Source organism: Paenibacillus nasutitermitis, assembly GCF_014641075.1.
Taxonomy (GTDB): domain Bacteria; phylum Bacillota; class Bacilli; order Paenibacillales; family Paenibacillaceae; genus Paenibacillus_Z; species Paenibacillus_Z nasutitermitis.
The window spans coordinates 1,818,423-1,835,352 of sequence record NZ_BMHP01000002.1 but is presented as its reverse complement, the minus strand read 5'-3'; the positions used below and the strand labels follow the sequence as shown (position 1 = coordinate 1,835,352).

15 protein-coding genes are annotated in these 16,930 nt (G+C 47.8%); all 15 read left to right on the top strand.

Annotated elements, in window-relative coordinates; translation table 11 throughout:
• Nucleotide 1 precedes the first annotated feature (1 nt).
• The 15 genes from IEY46_RS18625 (at nucleotide 2) to IEY46_RS18555 (ending at nucleotide 16,925) form a co-directional block, all read left to right on the top strand.
• Nucleotides 2-1,018, top strand: coding sequence for a glycosyltransferase (locus IEY46_RS18625; protein WP_188993479.1), 1,017 nt, complete (start codon nucleotides 2-4; stop codon nucleotides 1,016-1,018).
• A gap of 27 nt (nucleotides 1,019-1,045) precedes the next feature.
• Nucleotides 1,046-2,416 (top strand): sugar phosphate nucleotidyltransferase, encoded by a 1,371-nt coding sequence (locus tag IEY46_RS18620; RefSeq protein WP_188993477.1) that lies wholly within the window; start codon nucleotides 1,046-1,048, stop codon nucleotides 2,414-2,416.
• Nucleotides 2,417-2,434: 18 nt separating this feature from the next.
• Nucleotides 2,435-3,538, top strand: coding sequence for a hypothetical protein (locus tag IEY46_RS18615; RefSeq protein WP_229750358.1), 1,104 nt, complete (start codon nucleotides 2,435-2,437; stop codon nucleotides 3,536-3,538).
• Between the two features lie 32 nt (nucleotides 3,539-3,570).
• Complete coding sequence (locus IEY46_RS18610; protein WP_188993473.1) at nucleotides 3,571-4,908, top strand: UDP-glucose dehydrogenase family protein; 1,338 nt, start codon at nucleotides 3,571-3,573, stop codon at nucleotides 4,906-4,908.
• 333 nt (nucleotides 4,909-5,241) lie between these two features.
• Nucleotides 5,242-6,474, top strand: coding sequence for a sulfotransferase family protein (locus tag IEY46_RS18605; protein WP_188993471.1), 1,233 nt, complete (start codon nucleotides 5,242-5,244; stop codon nucleotides 6,472-6,474).
• Complete coding sequence (locus IEY46_RS18600) at nucleotides 6,471-8,405, top strand: asparagine synthase-related protein (protein ID WP_188993469.1); 1,935 nt, start codon at nucleotides 6,471-6,473, stop codon at nucleotides 8,403-8,405. The genes IEY46_RS18605 and IEY46_RS18600 overlap by 4 nt, the downstream gene beginning before the upstream one ends.
• 31 nt (nucleotides 8,406-8,436) lie before the next feature.
• Entirely contained in the window at nucleotides 8,437-8,574 is a 138-nt protein-coding gene (locus IEY46_RS18595; RefSeq protein ID WP_188993467.1) for a paeninodin family lasso peptide, read from the top strand.
• Nucleotides 8,575-8,660: 86 nt separating this feature from the next.
• On the top strand, nucleotides 8,661-9,605 hold the full coding sequence (locus IEY46_RS18590; RefSeq protein WP_188993465.1) for a phosphoenolpyruvate carboxykinase (ATP): 945 nt from the start codon (nucleotides 8,661-8,663) through the stop codon (nucleotides 9,603-9,605).
• Nucleotides 9,606-9,640: 35 nt separating this feature from the next.
• A complete protein-coding gene (locus IEY46_RS18585; RefSeq protein WP_188993463.1) occupies nucleotides 9,641-10,807 on the top strand; it encodes a nucleotidyltransferase domain-containing protein in 1,167 nt (388 codons plus the stop codon).
• 168 nt (nucleotides 10,808-10,975) lie between these two features.
• The gene (locus IEY46_RS18580; RefSeq protein WP_188993461.1) at nucleotides 10,976-11,122 is read left to right on the top strand and encodes a paeninodin family lasso peptide; all 147 of its coding nucleotides are present in this window, start codon (nucleotides 10,976-10,978) and stop codon (nucleotides 11,120-11,122) included.
• Nucleotides 11,123-11,441: 319 nt separating this feature from the next.
• Nucleotides 11,442-12,410: a phosphoenolpyruvate carboxykinase (ATP) gene (locus tag IEY46_RS18575; RefSeq protein ID WP_229750357.1), complete on the top strand. Its 969-nt coding sequence runs from the start codon at nucleotides 11,442-11,444 to the stop codon at nucleotides 12,408-12,410.
• 15 nt (nucleotides 12,411-12,425) lie between these two features.
• On the top strand, nucleotides 12,426-12,734 hold the full coding sequence (locus IEY46_RS18570; protein WP_188993459.1) for a lasso peptide biosynthesis PqqD family chaperone: 309 nt from the start codon (nucleotides 12,426-12,428) through the stop codon (nucleotides 12,732-12,734).
• A 44-nt stretch (nucleotides 12,735-12,778) separates the two neighbouring features.
• Complete coding sequence (locus IEY46_RS18565; RefSeq protein WP_229750356.1) at nucleotides 12,779-13,237, top strand: lasso peptide biosynthesis B2 protein; 459 nt, start codon at nucleotides 12,779-12,781, stop codon at nucleotides 13,235-13,237.
• The gene (locus IEY46_RS18560) at nucleotides 13,238-15,040 is read left to right on the top strand and encodes an ABC transporter ATP-binding protein (protein ID WP_188993455.1); all 1,803 of its coding nucleotides are present in this window, start codon (nucleotides 13,238-13,240) and stop codon (nucleotides 15,038-15,040) included.
• 148 nt (nucleotides 15,041-15,188) lie between these two features.
• On the top strand, nucleotides 15,189-16,925 hold the full coding sequence (locus IEY46_RS18555) for a right-handed parallel beta-helix repeat-containing protein (protein WP_188993453.1): 1,737 nt from the start codon (nucleotides 15,189-15,191) through the stop codon (nucleotides 16,923-16,925).
• The last annotated feature ends 5 nt before the right edge of the window (nucleotides 16,926-16,930 follow it).

Sequence of the window (16,930 nt, the reverse complement as noted above, 5' to 3'; positions counted from 1 at the left end):
CATGCTAGTTTCAATCGTAACTGTCTATTATAACCGCGCCGAGCATGTTATTGAATCGATCAAAAGCCTGCTTGGACAGTCCTATACGAATATTGAAGTCATTGCTGTGGATGACGGCTCAACGGATGACACCCTTGCGGTTATGCATACGTTGAAGGATCCAAGGCTGAAAATCATTTCACACTCCAACCGCGGATTCGTAAAGTCGATTATTGAGGCTGTCGCCCAAAGCTCCGGGGAAATTATTGCCGTTCATGGCTCCGGGGATATCTCTTATGAAACAAGAATAGAAAGCCAGCTCCATGTTCTGCTGACTCAACCTCAAGTTGGCGTTGTAGGGTGTTATGTGGAAAATGTCAACACGGTGACCAATGTATCTTTTATTGGTAAACCAGCCATTAATGACTCGATCGGGATTACGCACCAGCTGCTGCAGGGCAATATTTTCACCCATGGCGAGGTGATGTACCGCAGGAGTGTTTACGAGCAAAGCGGCGGCTATCGTGATTTTTTTAAATTCACTCAAGACTATGATCTATGGCTGAGGATGAGTCTGATTACCCAATTCCATGTAGTGCCTGAGGTGCTTTACAGAAGATACACGTTGCCCGACGGCGTGAGCGCATCGATTGATAAAACCCTCATGCAGAAGTATTTTGGCGAGATGGGAAAACAATGTGTGGAATTACGAATGAAACACAAGCCTGATTTAATCGATAGCTATGGCATGTATGGTTCTTTTTTTAGGGAAAGAAGCGGACGATTGTCCAAAATATTGTGGCGACTGTCTCTCATTGCCTTGTATCAGGGCGATTCCATCAGTGCGATGAAGATCAACAAGAAAAGCCTGGAGGAGAAGAGAACTCTTTATAACCTGGGTTTACAAACGATTCTGGTCAGCATGAACCGCAGCAAATGGATTAAACGGCTGGTTGTGAAGAGCTTGACGGTGGTAAAGACAAGAAAGAATCGAAAAGCAGCTGACTCTAAGAAAGAGCCGCAGAAGCAAATAGCATGAGAAATAGAGGAGAAAGGGAGTGACGAGATGAAACTTGTCCTGTTGTCCGGAGGTTCCGGAAAACGTCTATGGCCCTTATCCAATGATGCGAGATCGAAGCAATTTCTCAAGGTGCTGGAGAACGATGAGGATCATATGGTCTCCATGGTCCAGCGTGTGTGGGGACAAATTCAGTCCAACAATCTTGGCGACTCCAGTTACATCGCCACAAGCAAATCGCAAATTGAAATGATGCATAGTCAGATCGGGACTGATGTGCCTCTGATTATTGAGCCTGAACGCAGGGATACATTTGCGGCCATTGCTTTGGCGGCCACCTTTCTGTATTCATTTAAAGGCGTGAATCTGGATGAAGTCGTAGCGATCCTGCCTGTCGATCCCTATGTGGAGAATCATTTTTTTGAATCCGTGAAGCAATTGGAGGATGTGCTGCATTCTTCTGGAGCCGATCTCGCCTTGATCGGGGTCCGGCCAACCTATCCATCTTCCAAATACGGCTATATTATACCGGAAGTAGAGGATTCCAGCCTTTCGGTATATCAGAAGGTAAGCCGTTTCCGCGAGAAACCGACAGAGCAGCAGGCGGAGGATCTGATTAAAGAGCAAGCGCTGTGGAATTGCGGCGTGTTTGCTTTTAAACTGGGTTATGTCATCCAGCTGCTTGAGCAGAAGGGCCTCTCCATTCAATATGAGGAGCTGGCCAAGCAGTACCGGTCTCTGCCCCAAATCAGCTTCGATTATGAAGTGGTGGAGAAAGCGGCCAATATCGTGGTTCTTCCTTATGAAGGCTATTGGAAGGATCTCGGCACCTGGAATACGCTGACGGAAGAAATGAAAAATAAGCAGATCGGCTGGGGTACAATCAGCGAGGATTGTGTGAATACGCATCTGATTAATGAGCTGGATATTCCGGTATCCATACTCGGCCTGTCCAATGTGGTTGTCGCCGTTAGTCCGGACGGCATTCTCGTCACGGATAAGAGCGCAAGCCCCCGGATCAAGGATTTTATCAACTATGATCAAGGTCCTATGTATGAGGAAAGGCAATGGGGCTGGCACCGTATTCTGGATGACCAGAGCTATGAGGATGGACGCTGTGTGTTAACCAAACGGGTCTGCATAAAGTCAGGTAAGAATCTGAGCTATCAGCTTCATTCCAACAGGGAGGAAGTCTGGACGATTGTCAAAGGCGAGGGGGAGTTTGTCCAGAACGGCAATTTCATGCAGGTTAATGCGGGCAATGTGCTGCATATTCCGATGAAGACACTCCATAGCGTCCGAGCCGTTTCCGAGCTGGAAATTATCGTGGTGCAAACCGGTGTTGAAGCGGCTACCAATCAAGTGGTCGAGATTTACACGACTTGGGATGAAGTGACGGAGCATTGTATCAAGCTGTAGGGAAGGTTTTTGGTTTCTATGATCACGATTTGCTACTATGTCTCTGATTACGGATACGGGCATGCGGCAAGAAGCATTGCGATTATCCGCATGCTGGTAATGAGAGAGCGAAAGAGGCTGAAGCTGATCATTTGCGCCTCCCGCTCGCTTGGGTTCCTTCGCGAATCTTTGAAGGATTGCGGGGAATCCGATATCGAATATCATCATACGGCCAGTGATCTGGGCTATTGCCTGAAGGCCAATTCCATTGAACCGGATCTTGAGCTGCTCCATAGTCGTTATGGCGAATATATAGCAGAACTTCCAAAGGAAGCGGTCAAAGAAAAAATGTTTCTGCTGCAGAATAAGGCGGATCTGGTCATTTCGGATATTTCTCCAATCCCTTTGTTGGCTGCAAATCTAGTAAACATACGAAGTGTCGGCGTGTCTAATTTTACTTGGTTTACAGCTTACAAACAGATGTTGAATGAACGGCTTCTGGCTCCGCTTTATGATGCTTATTCCGTCATGGATTATTTTGTGGCGCTCCCGGGCGCGGGGAATGAGCCGGACTGGGGCAGGCTGGGCCGCTTGCGTGCGGATTTCTTCTGCCGTAAACCCGAAGAGCGGGAAGTCTCAAAGCTCCGCGTCCAGTTGAACCCGGACGGCAGCAGGCTTGTTGTATTCTTTGCTTTAGGAATGAGCGTCGGTGTTGACGACCTCGCCGAGCTGCCCCTATGGGACGATGAGAGCTGCTTATTTATCGTTTCCGGGAATATGAAGGTTGAACGGGCGAATGTATTCCGGATTCCCGGAGACGACACGGAATCCCAGAATTATGTTGCCGCCTCCGATATTGTGATGACCAAGCCCGGCTGGGGGACAGTCAGCGAAGCGGTGAAGTTGAATAAACCGCTTATTCTTCTGGACCGGTCCTCTTTTACGGAAGACGTCTCTACGATTGACGCCTTGAATAACCGGCATCCATACGGCCTCATGAGTTGGGAATGGCTGAAACAAGCGAGTAGGATAGAGCCTGTACTGGCTTCAATGGGGCTGCGGCCCGGAGAGCGGTCAGATAAGAAATTCGGGCAGGATGCCGAGCGGGATATATGTGAATTTATCGGTCAAATCATAAGGTAAAAAGAGATCATCCAAATAGGAGAGTGTTGAAGATGAAGCTGACTGTAATTGGTACCGGGTATGTGGGTCTTGTATCGGGCGTGTGTTTCTCGGATTTAGGCAACGAGGTTGTCTGCGTGGATAAATTAAGCGAAAAAATTGAGCTGCTGCAGCAAGGCGAGGTTCCGATTTATGAGCCGGGACTAAAGGAGTTAATCCAGAAAAATACCGAAGCGGGAAGGCTGAGTTTTACGACGGATCTGTCTGAGGCCGTCCAGCATGCTGATATCATCATTCTCGCTGTCGGCACGCCCTCGCTTGCCAATGGCGAAGCGGATCTTACCTATATTTTAGGGGCAGCCCAGGAAATCGCATTATCGATAAAAGGCCCCAAGATCATTATGACCAAAAGCACCGTGCCGGTGGGCACGAATGAAAAAATAGAAAATCAATTCAAGCAATTATCCGTCCATCCTGTCGCGGTTGCTTCCGTGCCGGAATTCCTTAGAGAAGGATCGGCTGTACGCGATACGATGAATCCGGACCGTATTGTTGTGGGCACGGAAAGCGAAGCAGCCCGTCAACGGATTGAAGAGCTGCATCGGCCGCTTACCGACCAAATCCTGTTTACGGATGTCAGAAGCGCGGAAATGATTAAATATGCGTCCAACGCGTTTTTGGCTACCAAAATATCGTTCATTAACGAGATTGCCAATATCTGCGAAAAAGTCGGGGCGGATGTCACCATGGTTGCCGAAGGGATGGGCTATGACAAACGGATTGGCTCATCGTTTCTCAAAGCGGGTATTGGATATGGAGGATCATGTTTTCCCAAAGATACACAGGCTTTAATTCAGATTGCCGGACATGTCGATTACGAATTCAAATTATTGAAATCGGTTGTCGAGGTGAACCGCGACCAGCGTTATAATGTGATCCGCAAACTCGAAACCATTCTGGATGATCTGAGCGGGAAGAGCATTGCCGTATGGGGGCTTGCCTTCAAACCTGAAACGGATGATGTACGGGATTCGCCCGCATTTGAAATCATTGCCTCTCTACTGCACTGCGGCGCCAGCGTCAAAGCCTATGATCCGATAGCGACGCCTAATTTCAGAAAGCTACTCGATCATTCCAAGGTGGAGTACTGCTCTTCCGCGCAAGAAGCGGCGCAGAATGCCGATGCCTTATGTGTTCTGACGGAGTGGTCGGAGTTCCGCGCTGTATCTCCGGCAATGATTCAGGCATGGCTGAGAAGACCGAACCTGATTGATGGACGCAATATGTATAGTGAAGAAGAATTGGCGAATACGGAACTGATTTATTATTCGGTTGGCCGGCCTAATATGAATAATGGTGTAAAAGAACAAACGCCGCAACTCTCTTTTTAGAGGATGTTCAAAAAGTCCCCTTTTGATGACGAAGGTAATCAGGAAGTAACTCACACAAGAATCTTGGATTCAGCCGGGACTAAGTGCATGCTTCCGAAGCTGGTTTTCTTATGAAAACCTTTAGGTGCTCACGTAGGTTTAGCCTACGCTGCGCTCCTCATTCCCTCGCTTCTTCCAACCTTCTCGGCCTTCGAAAAGCAGACTTTTTGAACACGTATTTTAATATAAAGTTTAGTTAAATAATGTATTTTTTCGTTCTTATAGTTACAAAATGTATCATTTAGTGTATAATTGAAACAAAGAGTAGCATTAGTTGTTTTTGGGGGGATCCATTTGATCGACAATCGCGGTAATAATCTTATATTTCTCCTTTGTACTCCCCGCAGCGGCAGTTCACTTGCAACCGTCATGCTGCAAAACCATAGTAGAGTTTTTGCCACCCAGGAGATGTGGTTTCTGATGGGATTAAGCGATTTGCCATTGGCTGCCCAGCGTCCGTATGGTGGACAAGGGATAGTCCGGCAGTTCTATAATGGGATTCTCCCGGATGAAACGTTCGAGAATGCAAGCAGAGCTTTTGCTCTTCAGGTCTATAACGGATTATTGCAAAGCAGCGGGGCGGATATGCTGATCGATAAATCGCCGAGATATTATTACAATCTTGAATTTATTGATGCACTGTTTCCGGAATCCAAGCGAATATGGTTGATCCGCAACCCACTCGCTGTGATTGCTTCCTATAAGAAAGTAAATAAACATGTCAATGACCGCTTTGCAATGAAAGAAGACCTGAGAAACCCTAAGTTTAATATTAAAATGGCGGATATTACGATCGGGTTGTTCCGCTACTTCGATTACTTCTCTGCTCCAAGCAGCTACGCGCATCATTTGCGTTATGAGGAGATGGTCAAGCATCCCGAGCTTGAATTACAGAAGCTTTGCGGCTTCCTGGGGTTAAGCTACGAGGAAGGCCTGGAGAAATACGGAGAATTCCAGGATTCAGCCAAATCGGATCTGTACTACAGTATGGGGGTCGGCGATCCGTTTGTCGCCCATCACAAGGAGCCGCATTTGGATTCCCTCCATAGCTGGAAGGAAAGTCTTGATCGCGAAGAAATTGAAATGTACACCCGTGTACTGGGTGCGAAGCTCTTCCATGACCTTGGCTACAGCGAGGAACTGGAGGAGGCGCAGCGGATCACCGGCGTGCAATTTCAAATGGAGCCTGACCGGGAATTGCTGGAGCTTCGGACGAAGCAGCTGGCAGACGCCTCTGGCTGCGTATGGAAGGAGCATTATCAGCTCCAATCCAATCCGGGCAGCCCGAGGGATGACATGAGCCTGCCCGAGCTGCAGCAGAGTGTGAACGCCCAGCAGTTGCAGCTGCAAATTACTTTGCGGGCGCTGGAAAGAAGATTGGAAAAAAGCTATGTGGAACAAAGGCGCTTGCAGTCTCAGCTTGAGGCTACAAGGCAAAAAATAAAACGGGTTAAAGCCATGATTCCTTTTGGAAATCAGCTATCTCATTTGGCATCTACCTATTTGATTGGCGGGAAGAAAAGATGAGCGCAATCGCAGGTATTGTTTCTCACCATCATAATCATAGAGATCTGAACGGGATCCATCCGATGATGGAATCGCTTGAACGTTATCCCGCTGATGATCAGCGCATTTGGCAGGGAGATACCGCAGCCTTTGGTTGTCTGGCCCAGTGGGTGACACCGGAATCCGTGCATGAACGTTTGCCTTTCTATGATCCGGAGAGCAAGCTTGCGATTACGGCCGATGCTATTCTGGACAACCGCAATGAACTGTTAAGCAGGCTGCGTGTCGGCATTTCCCATAAGGAGCTGTTAACGGACAGCGACCTCATCTTGCTGGCCTACCGCAAATGGGGAATGGAAGCACCCAATTATCTGATTGGGGATTTCACCTTCATGATCTGGGATGAGGAGAAGAAGCTCCTGTTCGGAGCAAGGGACCTGTTTGGAAACCGTACGCTATACTTTGATCAGAATCATGAGCGGTTTGCCTTCTGCACCACGATAGCACCCTTGCAGGCGCTGCCGGGTGCGGCCAAAGAATTGAATCAAATGTGGCTGGCCGAATTTCTGGCGATCCCTGTAATGGTAGAATCCACCGACACATTCTCTACCGTATATAAGCAAATCAGGCAGCTGCCACCGGCGCATACCATCACCGTAATGAATGGCAATGTTACCATGTCCCGTTATGGCAGTGTCATTCCTGAAGAAAAGTTGATCTTGAAGTCGGATGAGGAATATGAAGAAGCTTTCCGGGACATCTTCGATCTCGCCATCCGTTCAAGCGTCCGCTCCATGGGACAAGTCGGAGCCAAGCTGAGCGGGGGACTTGATTCGGGGACGATCGCGAGCTTTGCTTCAGGGTCGCTTGCGGAAGAAAATAAAACTTTGCAAACATACAGCTATGTGCCCGTCTCGGATTTTCAGGACTGGACGTCGCGGGGAAGACTTGCCAATGAGCGGGAATATATTCAGGAAACGGTTCGTCATGTGGGCAATATCAATAGTCATTTGCTTGAATTTCCTGGACGAAGTCCGATTTCGGAAGTGGATCCTTGGCTTGATCTGCTGGAAATGCCCTACAAGTATTTTGAGAACTCCTTCTGGATAAGGGGCATTTACGAGACGGCAGCTCAGCAGGGTGTCCGTGTGATGCTCACTGGAGCCAGAGGCAACCAGACGATTTCCTGGGGCCCCGCCATTCACTATTACACCATGCTGCTGAAAAAGCTGAAATGGCTGCAGTTTTACCGGGAGCTTCATATGTTCAGTCAACGACGGGGAATCGGCCGTTCCTATCTGATGCGCGTTATCGGAAAGCAGGCTATGCCATTCCTCGCTGAGCAGTCGCTCGCGACAGGCGAGTCGGATCTTCCACGGATGATCAGTCCCGAGTTTGCCCGCAAAACGAAAGTCATTGAAAGACTCTCGGAACATGACGAGGCGCTCAGCGGATTTCTCAAACGGGATTATACAGAGGCGCGCGAAAGCCATCTGCAGAGCCTGCTGATTGCGAATCTGAGAGGGACAAAGGGGACGCGGCTGTCGCTCAATTATTCCATATGGGAGCGGGATCCTACCTGCGACCCGAGAGTAGTCCGGTTCTGCTTGTCCGTGCCCATCGAGCAATATGTCAAAAACGGCATGGACCGTGCACTTATCCGCAGGGCCACCAAGGGTCTGCTGCCGGATAAAGTCCGTTTAAATCAGCGGATTCGCGGCGTTCAAGGCGCAGACTGGGTCCACCGCATGCTTCCGGTATGGAAACCTTTCAAGGATGAGGTGCAGGAGCTGTGCAGCAGCCCGATTGGAGCCGAGTATTTGAATGTCGATGCGATCCGTTCGGCGCTTGTCAAAGTCGGGGATACGCCAAGGCCCGATGAAGCATTTGATCCGGAAATAAGACTTCTTATGCGAAGCGTGATTATACACCGGTTCCTTAACCGGTTGTAGAAATTTGATGACAGGAAGGGAGGTGAAAAAAATGGAAAACACGACTAAAAAAATGTGGCAGCAACCAACTGTTGAAGTGCTTGAGGTTAGCATGACAATGGAAGGTAAAGGCACAAAAGTAGTTGATATTGTTACCCCTTCCGACTTGGATATCTATGATCCGTCCTAAGTCTTGTGCATGGCCCTTATTCAATAGCTTGATTTAAGGGCCCTATTTTTTATCAGCATTTATTCTAATTTTAAAGGGGGATAATCATGGTTACAGCCGCGAAGACGTATTATACAGCCTTCGGAATGCGATTAACCAGTGAAATCCCATTGCCTGAGCTGACCCGTTCTATGCATGATACGAAGGACAACGATGCCGAGTTCGTCTATGGGGATCTGTCATTCGTATGGAATGAAGAACGGGACGCTCATCGTCATTTCTGTGTCTGCGAAGAAGGACGGATCTTGTTTTATATTCCCGCTACAGCTGTATTCAGCATTGAGGCAGGTCGCAAGGTTACGATTCACCCCATGGACGGTGCGGATGAAAAGAAGATTCGTGTTTATCTGCTCGGCTCCTGCATGGGTGCGCTGCTCTTTCAGCGGCATATGCTGCCGCTCCACGGAAGTGCTGTGGTTATCGATGATAAAGCCTATGCATTTGTGGGCGAATCGGGTGCAGGCAAGTCAACGCTTGCTGCCGCTTTCCTTAGCAAGGGGTACTCGCTGCTAACAGATGATGTTATTGCCCTATCCTTCACGGATGCTGGCGTGCCATATGTGGCTCCGGCATATCCACAGCAGAAATTATGGCAGGAAAGCATAGACGGGCTTGGCATGGAATCCGGTTCTTTCGTACCTCTATATGAGGAATTAAGCAAATTCGCAGTACCGGTCGCTGCAAAATTTCACACAAAGCCGGTTGTGCTGGGCGGTGTGATTGAGCTAGTCAGGACAGAAGGTGAACAATGGGATATTCAGCCGATTACGAAGCTGAACAGGTTCCCCCTATTATTTCAACATACATACCGAAATCATTTCGTATCGCTTCTTCATCTGGAGCAATGGCATTTTGCTGGTATGGCCAATATCGCCAGGCATTGCGAAATCTTTCAGCTTCGCAGACCGACAGCCGGGTTCACTGCTCAACAATTGGCATCTCAGATTATTCAGCTTGTCAACAATAAGTTGGAATTCGCCAATAAAATTTGACCTGATTGCCTGTGGAGTTCAAAGGAGCATTTGTGATGAATAAGAACGTCAAGCTTGATCAATTTTCCAAAGAGTTCATGCTTATGCTTTCATTTGCTTGCGCGGGTTCCGATGCAGAGCTGCAGGAGCGGCTGATCCGCCAGTCACAGCCTGTGGATTGGAAGCAATTTATTCAATTGGTCATCCACCATCGGGTCTACCCAACGGTTTATCTGGAAGCCAAAAAAATGAAAAGCGATCTGATTCCTGCAGAGGTAATGGATGCTCTACAGTTTGAATACACCCGAAACACCTTTAAGATGCTTCAACTGACCGCTGAAATGAAAAAAATCTGCACCCTTTTTCATGAGCAGGATATCCGTACCCTTATGCTTAAAGGACCCGTATTAGCAGAAATCCTGTATGGGGATCTCTCTCTGCGCACTTGCAAGGACCTGGATATTCTTGTGTCGTTGGAGGATGTGGAGAAAGCCGAGCAGCTCTTAATTCAAAGCGGTTTTGAGCTGGATAGCGATGAGATACGGGTGTTGAGCGACTGGAAATGGAGGGTCCATCATATTTCCTATACACATCCGGAAAGCCGGGTTCAGGTTGAATTGCATTGGCGGCTTAACCCTGATAAAGGGAAGGAACCGACTTTTAATGAATTATGGGAGCGCAGATGCGTAAGCTCGCTTTCGGAATCTTCGATTTGTACGCTCGGCACGGAGGATTTGTTTTTTTTCCTGGTCTCGCATGGAGCGCGTCATGCCTGGTTCCGGCTGCGCTGGCTGGCGGATATCGATCGTATGGTCCGCAAAGAACTGGACTGGAACCGTTTGGTTAAAACACTGGAACGATATGATTCCCTGCCGATCGGCGGCCAAGCACTCCTATTGGCTGCGGAGCTGTTACGCACGCCTGTTCAAGCAGAGTGGATAGCAAGCCGTCATTCCTGCCGCCTTGCACAGAGTGCCGTTGTATTTATGAAAGATATGATCACTTTATCACCGGTTCCTAAGGAGCTGGATATTTATTACCGGAAATATTTGTTTTCTTTACGGTCCATGCCGCAAAAATGGTATTTGATCGTGAGCCTGATGTATCCCAACAACCGGGACCTGGAAACACTTCCGCTCCCTAGACAGCTGCATCTTCTGTATTTTCCTTTGCGGCCCTTTCTATGGTGCTGGCGGCGAATGAAGCAGCCAACATCATCCTGATCATTGAAAGCAAATCAGGCTTGCCGCAGGTAGCGGGCTATTTCCCTATGATTGGGAAGCGGGTCTGATTATATATAACTGTGAACCGTTGCGGGAGTTGACAAAAGTGTCAAGCTTCAGGAACAGGCAGGCGAAGAACGGCCTGTATTCTTGAAAGGAGGTGAGACCATGACACAACAAGTGAAGAATGTTTGGGAGCAACCGACTTTGGAGACGCTGCAAGTTAGCAGAACGCTGGAAGGTAAAGGCTCGAAGTACATTGACTACGTAACGCCAAGTGATCTTGACATTGCTGATGCACCGCCGATCTCATAATTGGCAACTATTCGCTAGGCGCCCCTATACCATTTCGGTATAGGGGCATTTTTTTGTGGATTGCTGGCTGAAAACAAAATATTTAGTTACAATATGTATCTAATTGTGTATAATAGATACATATAGTAGCAAAATGCATCTATGACCTGGGCGGCAAGAAACGAAAGAGCCAGACATCATTCTCATATGCGAACTGCACCACGAAATCTCCTCTGCAGACCCTTCCTGTTGTACAAAAACAACTGCATGCAGCCTGTCTTGCCGATCCTCTGGCCATTATCAAGCGGCGTACGGATTCTATTTTTGGTGCACCGATCTCTTGAATTTTAATAACTTAGCCCATAAGGATAAGGGTGAGCTGATGATTGCCACAGAGAAAAGAACCATTTATAAAGCTTTCGGTTTGAACATAACCAGTGAAATTCCACTGCCGGAATTACCATCGATAAGCGGACAAGCACCTCCGGAGGTCAAGATTGTACGCGGGGATTTGTCGAAGGAGTGGGAGCAGGCTGGTCCTCATCAAACGTATTATGCTGCAGGACACAAACAGGTCTTGTTCAACATGCCCCGCACAGCCATATTTGCTGTTCAAGACGGCAAACGTATTATTATTTCACCATTTGCAGGTGCTGCCGAAAGCATGATCCGCCTGTACTTGCTTGGAACCTGCATGGGGGCACTGCTGCTGCAGCGCAATATTCTTCCTCTGCATGGCAGTGCCGTTGTCATTGAAGGGAAAGCTTATGCGTTTATAGGGGAATCAGGTGCAGGCAAATCAACGCTTGCGGCTGCGTTTGTAAACGAGGGGTACGAGCTGCTCAGCGACGATGTGATCGCTGTATCTTATTCGAAGGAGACCGGTACTATAACCGTTATTCCTTCCTATCCCCAGCAAAAACTATGGCAGAACAGCATTGAGAATCTGGGCATGAAAAAAAACAAATATGTTCCTCTACATTATGATGCGGCCAAATTTGCCATACCGGTATCGGGCAGATATTGTGCCGACGCCGTTCAGCTTGCTGGCGTGTTTGAACTTCTTCCTTCTGACTGCGAACATTCAGAAATCAATCCTTTATTGAACCTGGAGCGGTTTCCTGTCCTGAGCCTGCATACGTACCGGAATTTTCTTGTTCCGCTGCTTGGGTTGGTCCCGTGGCATTTTTCCGTTTCGTCAAGCATCATCAGACAGGCCAGGATATTCAGGCTGCACCGCCCTGCGTCAGCAACTGCGGGGTTTAGCGCTCAAGATTTGGTTTCTCAAATTATAAATATTATAAAATAAAGGAGCAAACTAACCATGAATCAAACGGCTATGACTTTGGATAAACGTTATTCCCAGGTGGAAGGCAACCTGGCCAGCAATATGGACGGCGAGAAAGTGATGATGAGTGTAAAAACCGGCAAATATTATAATCTTGGACAGGTCGGCGGGAGGATCTGGGATTTGATCGAGAAGCCAATGACAGGCTCGGCCATCATTGCCGCCTTGACCGCTGAATATGATATTGATGAAGCCGAATGCGAAAGACAAGTGTTTTCGTTTCTGGGGCAATTAATTAGCGAGGACTTGATTAAAGTTGAAGATGAGCCGGATTCCGGGATCTGATGCGACGATCACGAGTGTGGCGAATAGCGGGCAGATTCTTTTCCATGAGCTGGAGTTCGAGAATGCTGCTGCTTGAAGCCTTCTTCTATTTGGGATGGGCCCGGATTCTCAAAGCTTTGCCTTTCGCTAAGATAGCCCCCTCTCTTGGACAGCGGATGGAGGAAACAACCTATACCCGTGAGCGATCCAATGAACGATTATTGGTCGATATCGCCAAGGCGATCCATATGGTCAGCCGCCATACCTTATGGGAGAGCAAATGTCTGGTGATGGCCATTGCAGGCATGAAGATGCTGGGTCGACGGAAGATCGAAAGCACGCTCTACATGGGAACGGCAAGGGATGCATCTGGGCATATGATCGCCCACGCCTGGCTCAGAAGCGGCTCGATCTATCTGACTGGCGCAGATGAAATAAAGAAATATACGGTTGTGGCCATATTTGGCAAACAGTTTAGCAACACGGATTATAGCCCTAATCGGATATGGAACGGTGGTGAATAGGTGAAGGATCTTCTCTTTTATGTAAACAGACTCCGGCTTTTTGCGGGAAGAAAACTATATATTAATCTGATCAGTTCCGTCATTATCAGCTGCTTGGAAAGTGTAGGCATTTACTTATTGGTTCCGATGCTAAGCCTGATCGGAATTTTCAGTGCGGGGACCAGCAGTATTCCGTTCGTTTCCGGTTTTTCTGAGTTTATTCGCTGGGTTCCGGAAAAGTGGAGCCTGCTCCTGATCTTGTCCATCTACGCTTTGCTTATTATCGGCCAGGCCGTCATGCAGAAATATCAATCCATCCGAAGCAGTGAAATTCAGCAAGGTTTTATCCGCCTTCTGAGATTGGATATTTATCAGGCTTTACTGGAATCACGTTGGAGTTTCTTTGTGAAAAAAAGAAGGTCTGACTTTAACCATGTCCTCACCTCTGAGCTTGCGCGCGTCAGCCAGGGAACCGTACAGACGATGATGCTGCTGACCTCGCTTATCTTCACCGTCATTCAGATCACTTTTGCGTTCTGGCTGTCCGCGAAACTGACTGCTCTTGTCATTATTTGCGGAATTGGTTTTGTCCTTTTTTCCAGAAGATTTGTTAAAGGGGCCAAGGTACTGGGTGACCGGACTTCCGAGCTGTCGCAAAGCTATTTTGCCGGCGTGAATGACCATTTTAACGGGATCAAGGATATCAAGAGCAATATGCTGGAGAAAACGAACCTGAACTGGTTCCGCTCCTTATGCAACAGGATGGAGCAGAATTTCATCCAATTTGTACGCATGCAATCATCCAGCCAGCTGTTGTATAAATCATCTTCTGCCGTATTAATCGTGTTGTTTATTTTCATCTCTTTTGAAGTGCTTCATGTCCGGGCAGAGCAGCTGATGCTGATCATTTTAATATTTTCCCGCCTTTGGCCCAGATTTACCATGATTCAGAATAATTTGGAACAAATCGTTGCGACCTTTCCGGCGTTCAAGAGCCTGACGGATCTGCAGCGCGATTGCCAGGAAGCCAAGGAGATGGCATTGCTGGAGCGCGAAAGCCAACTGAAGCCTTTTACCATTGAAGAAGGGATCACCTGTCATGAGGTTTCGTTCCGTTATGAAGGCGATAAAACAGGCTATGCGCTGCGTAATATCAATTTTCATATCCCGGCCAACAGCACAACCGCATTTGTCGGGAAATCAGGAGCGGGAAAAAGCACGCTCATCGATATTCTGATCGGCCTATTTCAGCCGGAGAGCGGCCAGATTGTAATCGACGGGGTTCCGCTTACCCCGGACAATCTGTTCTCCTACAGAAACTCGATCAGTTATGTATCCCAGGATCCTTTTCTGTTTAATGCAAGCATTCGGGAAAATCTAATGATGGTGGAGCCGGATGCGACCGAAGCGGAAATCTGGGAAGCTCTGAAATTCTCGGCCTCGGACGATTTTGTCAGTAAACTACCCCAAGGCATGGACACCATAATCGGAGACCGCGGCATCCGCCTCTCCGGCGGGGAGCGGCAGCGTATCGTGCTGGCCAGGGCGATACTGCGCAAACCGGCTATACTGGTCCTGGACGAAGCGACAAGCGCGCTGGACAATGAGAATGAAGCAAAAATTCAAGGCGCTCTTGATCGTTTGAAAGGCAATATGACGATTATCGTGATCGCGCACCGCCTCTCAACGATCCGCAATGCCGATCAGGTTATCGTTCTGGAGAATGGGAAAATCATTCAGCAGGGCGGGTACATGCAGCTATCCAAAGAAACAAAAGGTACATTCAGTCAATTATTAGCCTATCAAACAGGCTCGAAAGCCTAACAGATAGCCAGCACACTGAAGGAGCGGATTACCCGCTTCTTCTTGCGCGTTTGCGGAATTCCTTTTTTTACTACAAATGAGACCCATCCCCAATCCTGCTTTATTCAACCGTTTTGGCCAAAACCATGTATGAAGAAAGGAGAAACAGATGAAAAGAATAATGAAAATCGGTTTTTCATTTATAATAATTGTTTTGATTCTGAACGCCGCTGCGGCCATTACCATGGATAACGGGGATCCATTAGAGGAGGGGCCTTCTGTAGCACCAGGCAATCTGACCCGGGTTTCAGCCCAGTCCTATTTGAGTGATGCGCCTGCTTCATATGCTGCGACTCTTGATGTGAAGAGCAAGAGCTTCAAGGCTTCCGGAGATGGCAAGGCCGATGATACGAAGGCTATTCAATCTGCCCTGAATAAAGCGAAGTCATTAGGTGGGGGAATTGTTTACCTTCCGGAAGGTATTTATCGCACAACCAGCAATATTTATGTTTACTCGGGCACAAAGCTGCTTGGGGACCGTGCAAATATTGTGAAGGTCAGTGCCAAAAAAGATTCGGCTGTTATCGTCATTTCGCCTAATCAGCATGATATTGTCATTGAAGGCATCACCGTGAACAACAAACAGGCATCCAATAATGTAGGCATTGATCTGCATGCGAATGTGAAGAATATTTGGATCACGAATAACTCCTTTTCAGGGCCGCGCTCGCAGTCCATTAATATTGCCGCTACGGGAGTCAAGCATGTGCAGGTGAGCGGCAATCATTTTGAGAAAGTTACCTATGGGGTGCTCACGAACCGGAAGGCCAATGATGTTAAAGATGTAAGGATCGTCAACAATCAGTTTATCGATATTTACGGAGATGCCATTGAGCTCAATCATCCGGGCGACGATTATGTAGGCGGCGAGCAGTTCATCATTGCCAACAATTATATTTCCGTTCCTAAAGGGATGGGCAAGTCGGCGGGGGCTGGATTCGGTATTGGCATCGCCGGTGCTACCAATGTCACCATTATTGGGAATATTATCGAGCGGGCCCGTTACGAGGCCATTCATATTGAAGATAAATCCAAGCATATAACCATTGTCGGCAACATCATAAATGGTGTAGATAACGACCCGGACAAAGGATTGAATTCCGGCATTTATATTATTGACGGGGACTATATTACCATATCCGACAATTCGATTTTTCAGGCTCATGATTATGGCATTCATCTCGAATATGCTGCAAATAATCAGGCTACCAATACGGTAATCAGCTCCAATACGATTACGGATAATGGGAAAGGCGGAATCCGGATTGCCGGAGGTATGGGCGAATCCAGTATCATTGTTTCGCAGAACATCATAACCGGAAATAAGGGGGATGGCATCCGGCTTGACGGTGAAATGCGGGATTTGAAAATTACCGATAATATCGTCAAAAACAATACCGGATACGGTCTTTTCTTCAAAAAGTCAGGACTGGGCTGGTATCTATCGGGAAATTCACTCTATGGAAATCAAAAAGATGAGATTGGTTATGGTTCGGACTTTACGTTTCCCGTACCGTTGCGCAACCAGAATACGGTCATTGTAACCGCAATCGAGAAAAACACATCCACTACGCCTTGGAACGATGCTTTTTCACTTGGCAGCGGGGCCAATGGAACACTTTATGTAACAGCGAAGCAAGGCACGGCTTATTCGACGAAAATCTATGAAGTGGCTTGGGATGGCACGACTTTTACAGCGAGTCCTGTTTCAAAGGATGCCAAGGGATCGGTTGAAGTAACCTTGCCCCAAATGAGCGGAAACAAGCTGCAAATTCAGGCATACAGTTCCACAGCGGGGAGCGTAGCCATTGATGTACAGTTTGAAGGGTTAATTATGATGAAATAAATATA

Excerpts from the sequence above, each read along its gene's own strand:
- IEY46_RS18580 (WP_188993461.1), top strand. The coding sequence starts at position 10,976 with ATGACACAACAAGTGAAGAATGTTTGGGAGCAACCGACTTTGGAGACG.
- IEY46_RS18565 (WP_229750356.1), top strand. The coding sequence starts at position 12,779 with ATGAGCTGGAGTTCGAGAATGCTGCTGCTTGAAGCCTTCTTCTATTTG.
- IEY46_RS18620 (WP_188993477.1), top strand. The coding sequence starts at position 1,046 with ATGAAACTTGTCCTGTTGTCCGGAGGTTCCGGAAAACGTCTATGGCCC.
- IEY46_RS18610 (WP_188993473.1), top strand. The coding sequence starts at position 3,571 with ATGAAGCTGACTGTAATTGGTACCGGGTATGTGGGTCTTGTATCGGGC.
- IEY46_RS18625 (WP_188993479.1), top strand. The coding sequence starts at position 2 with ATGCTAGTTTCAATCGTAACTGTCTATTATAACCGCGCCGAGCATGTT.
- IEY46_RS18555 (WP_188993453.1), top strand. The coding sequence starts at position 15,189 with ATGAAAAGAATAATGAAAATCGGTTTTTCATTTATAATAATTGTTTTG.
- IEY46_RS18570 (WP_188993459.1), top strand. The coding sequence starts at position 12,426 with ATGAATCAAACGGCTATGACTTTGGATAAACGTTATTCCCAGGTGGAA.
- IEY46_RS18590 (WP_188993465.1), top strand. The coding sequence starts at position 8,661 with ATGGTTACAGCCGCGAAGACGTATTATACAGCCTTCGGAATGCGATTA.
- IEY46_RS18615 (WP_229750358.1), top strand. The coding sequence starts at position 2,435 with ATGATCACGATTTGCTACTATGTCTCTGATTACGGATACGGGCATGCG.
- IEY46_RS18600 (WP_188993469.1), top strand. The coding sequence starts at position 6,471 with ATGAGCGCAATCGCAGGTATTGTTTCTCACCATCATAATCATAGAGAT.
- IEY46_RS18595 (WP_188993467.1), top strand. The coding sequence starts at position 8,437 with ATGGAAAACACGACTAAAAAAATGTGGCAGCAACCAACTGTTGAAGTG.
- IEY46_RS18585 (WP_188993463.1), top strand. The coding sequence starts at position 9,641 with ATGAATAAGAACGTCAAGCTTGATCAATTTTCCAAAGAGTTCATGCTT.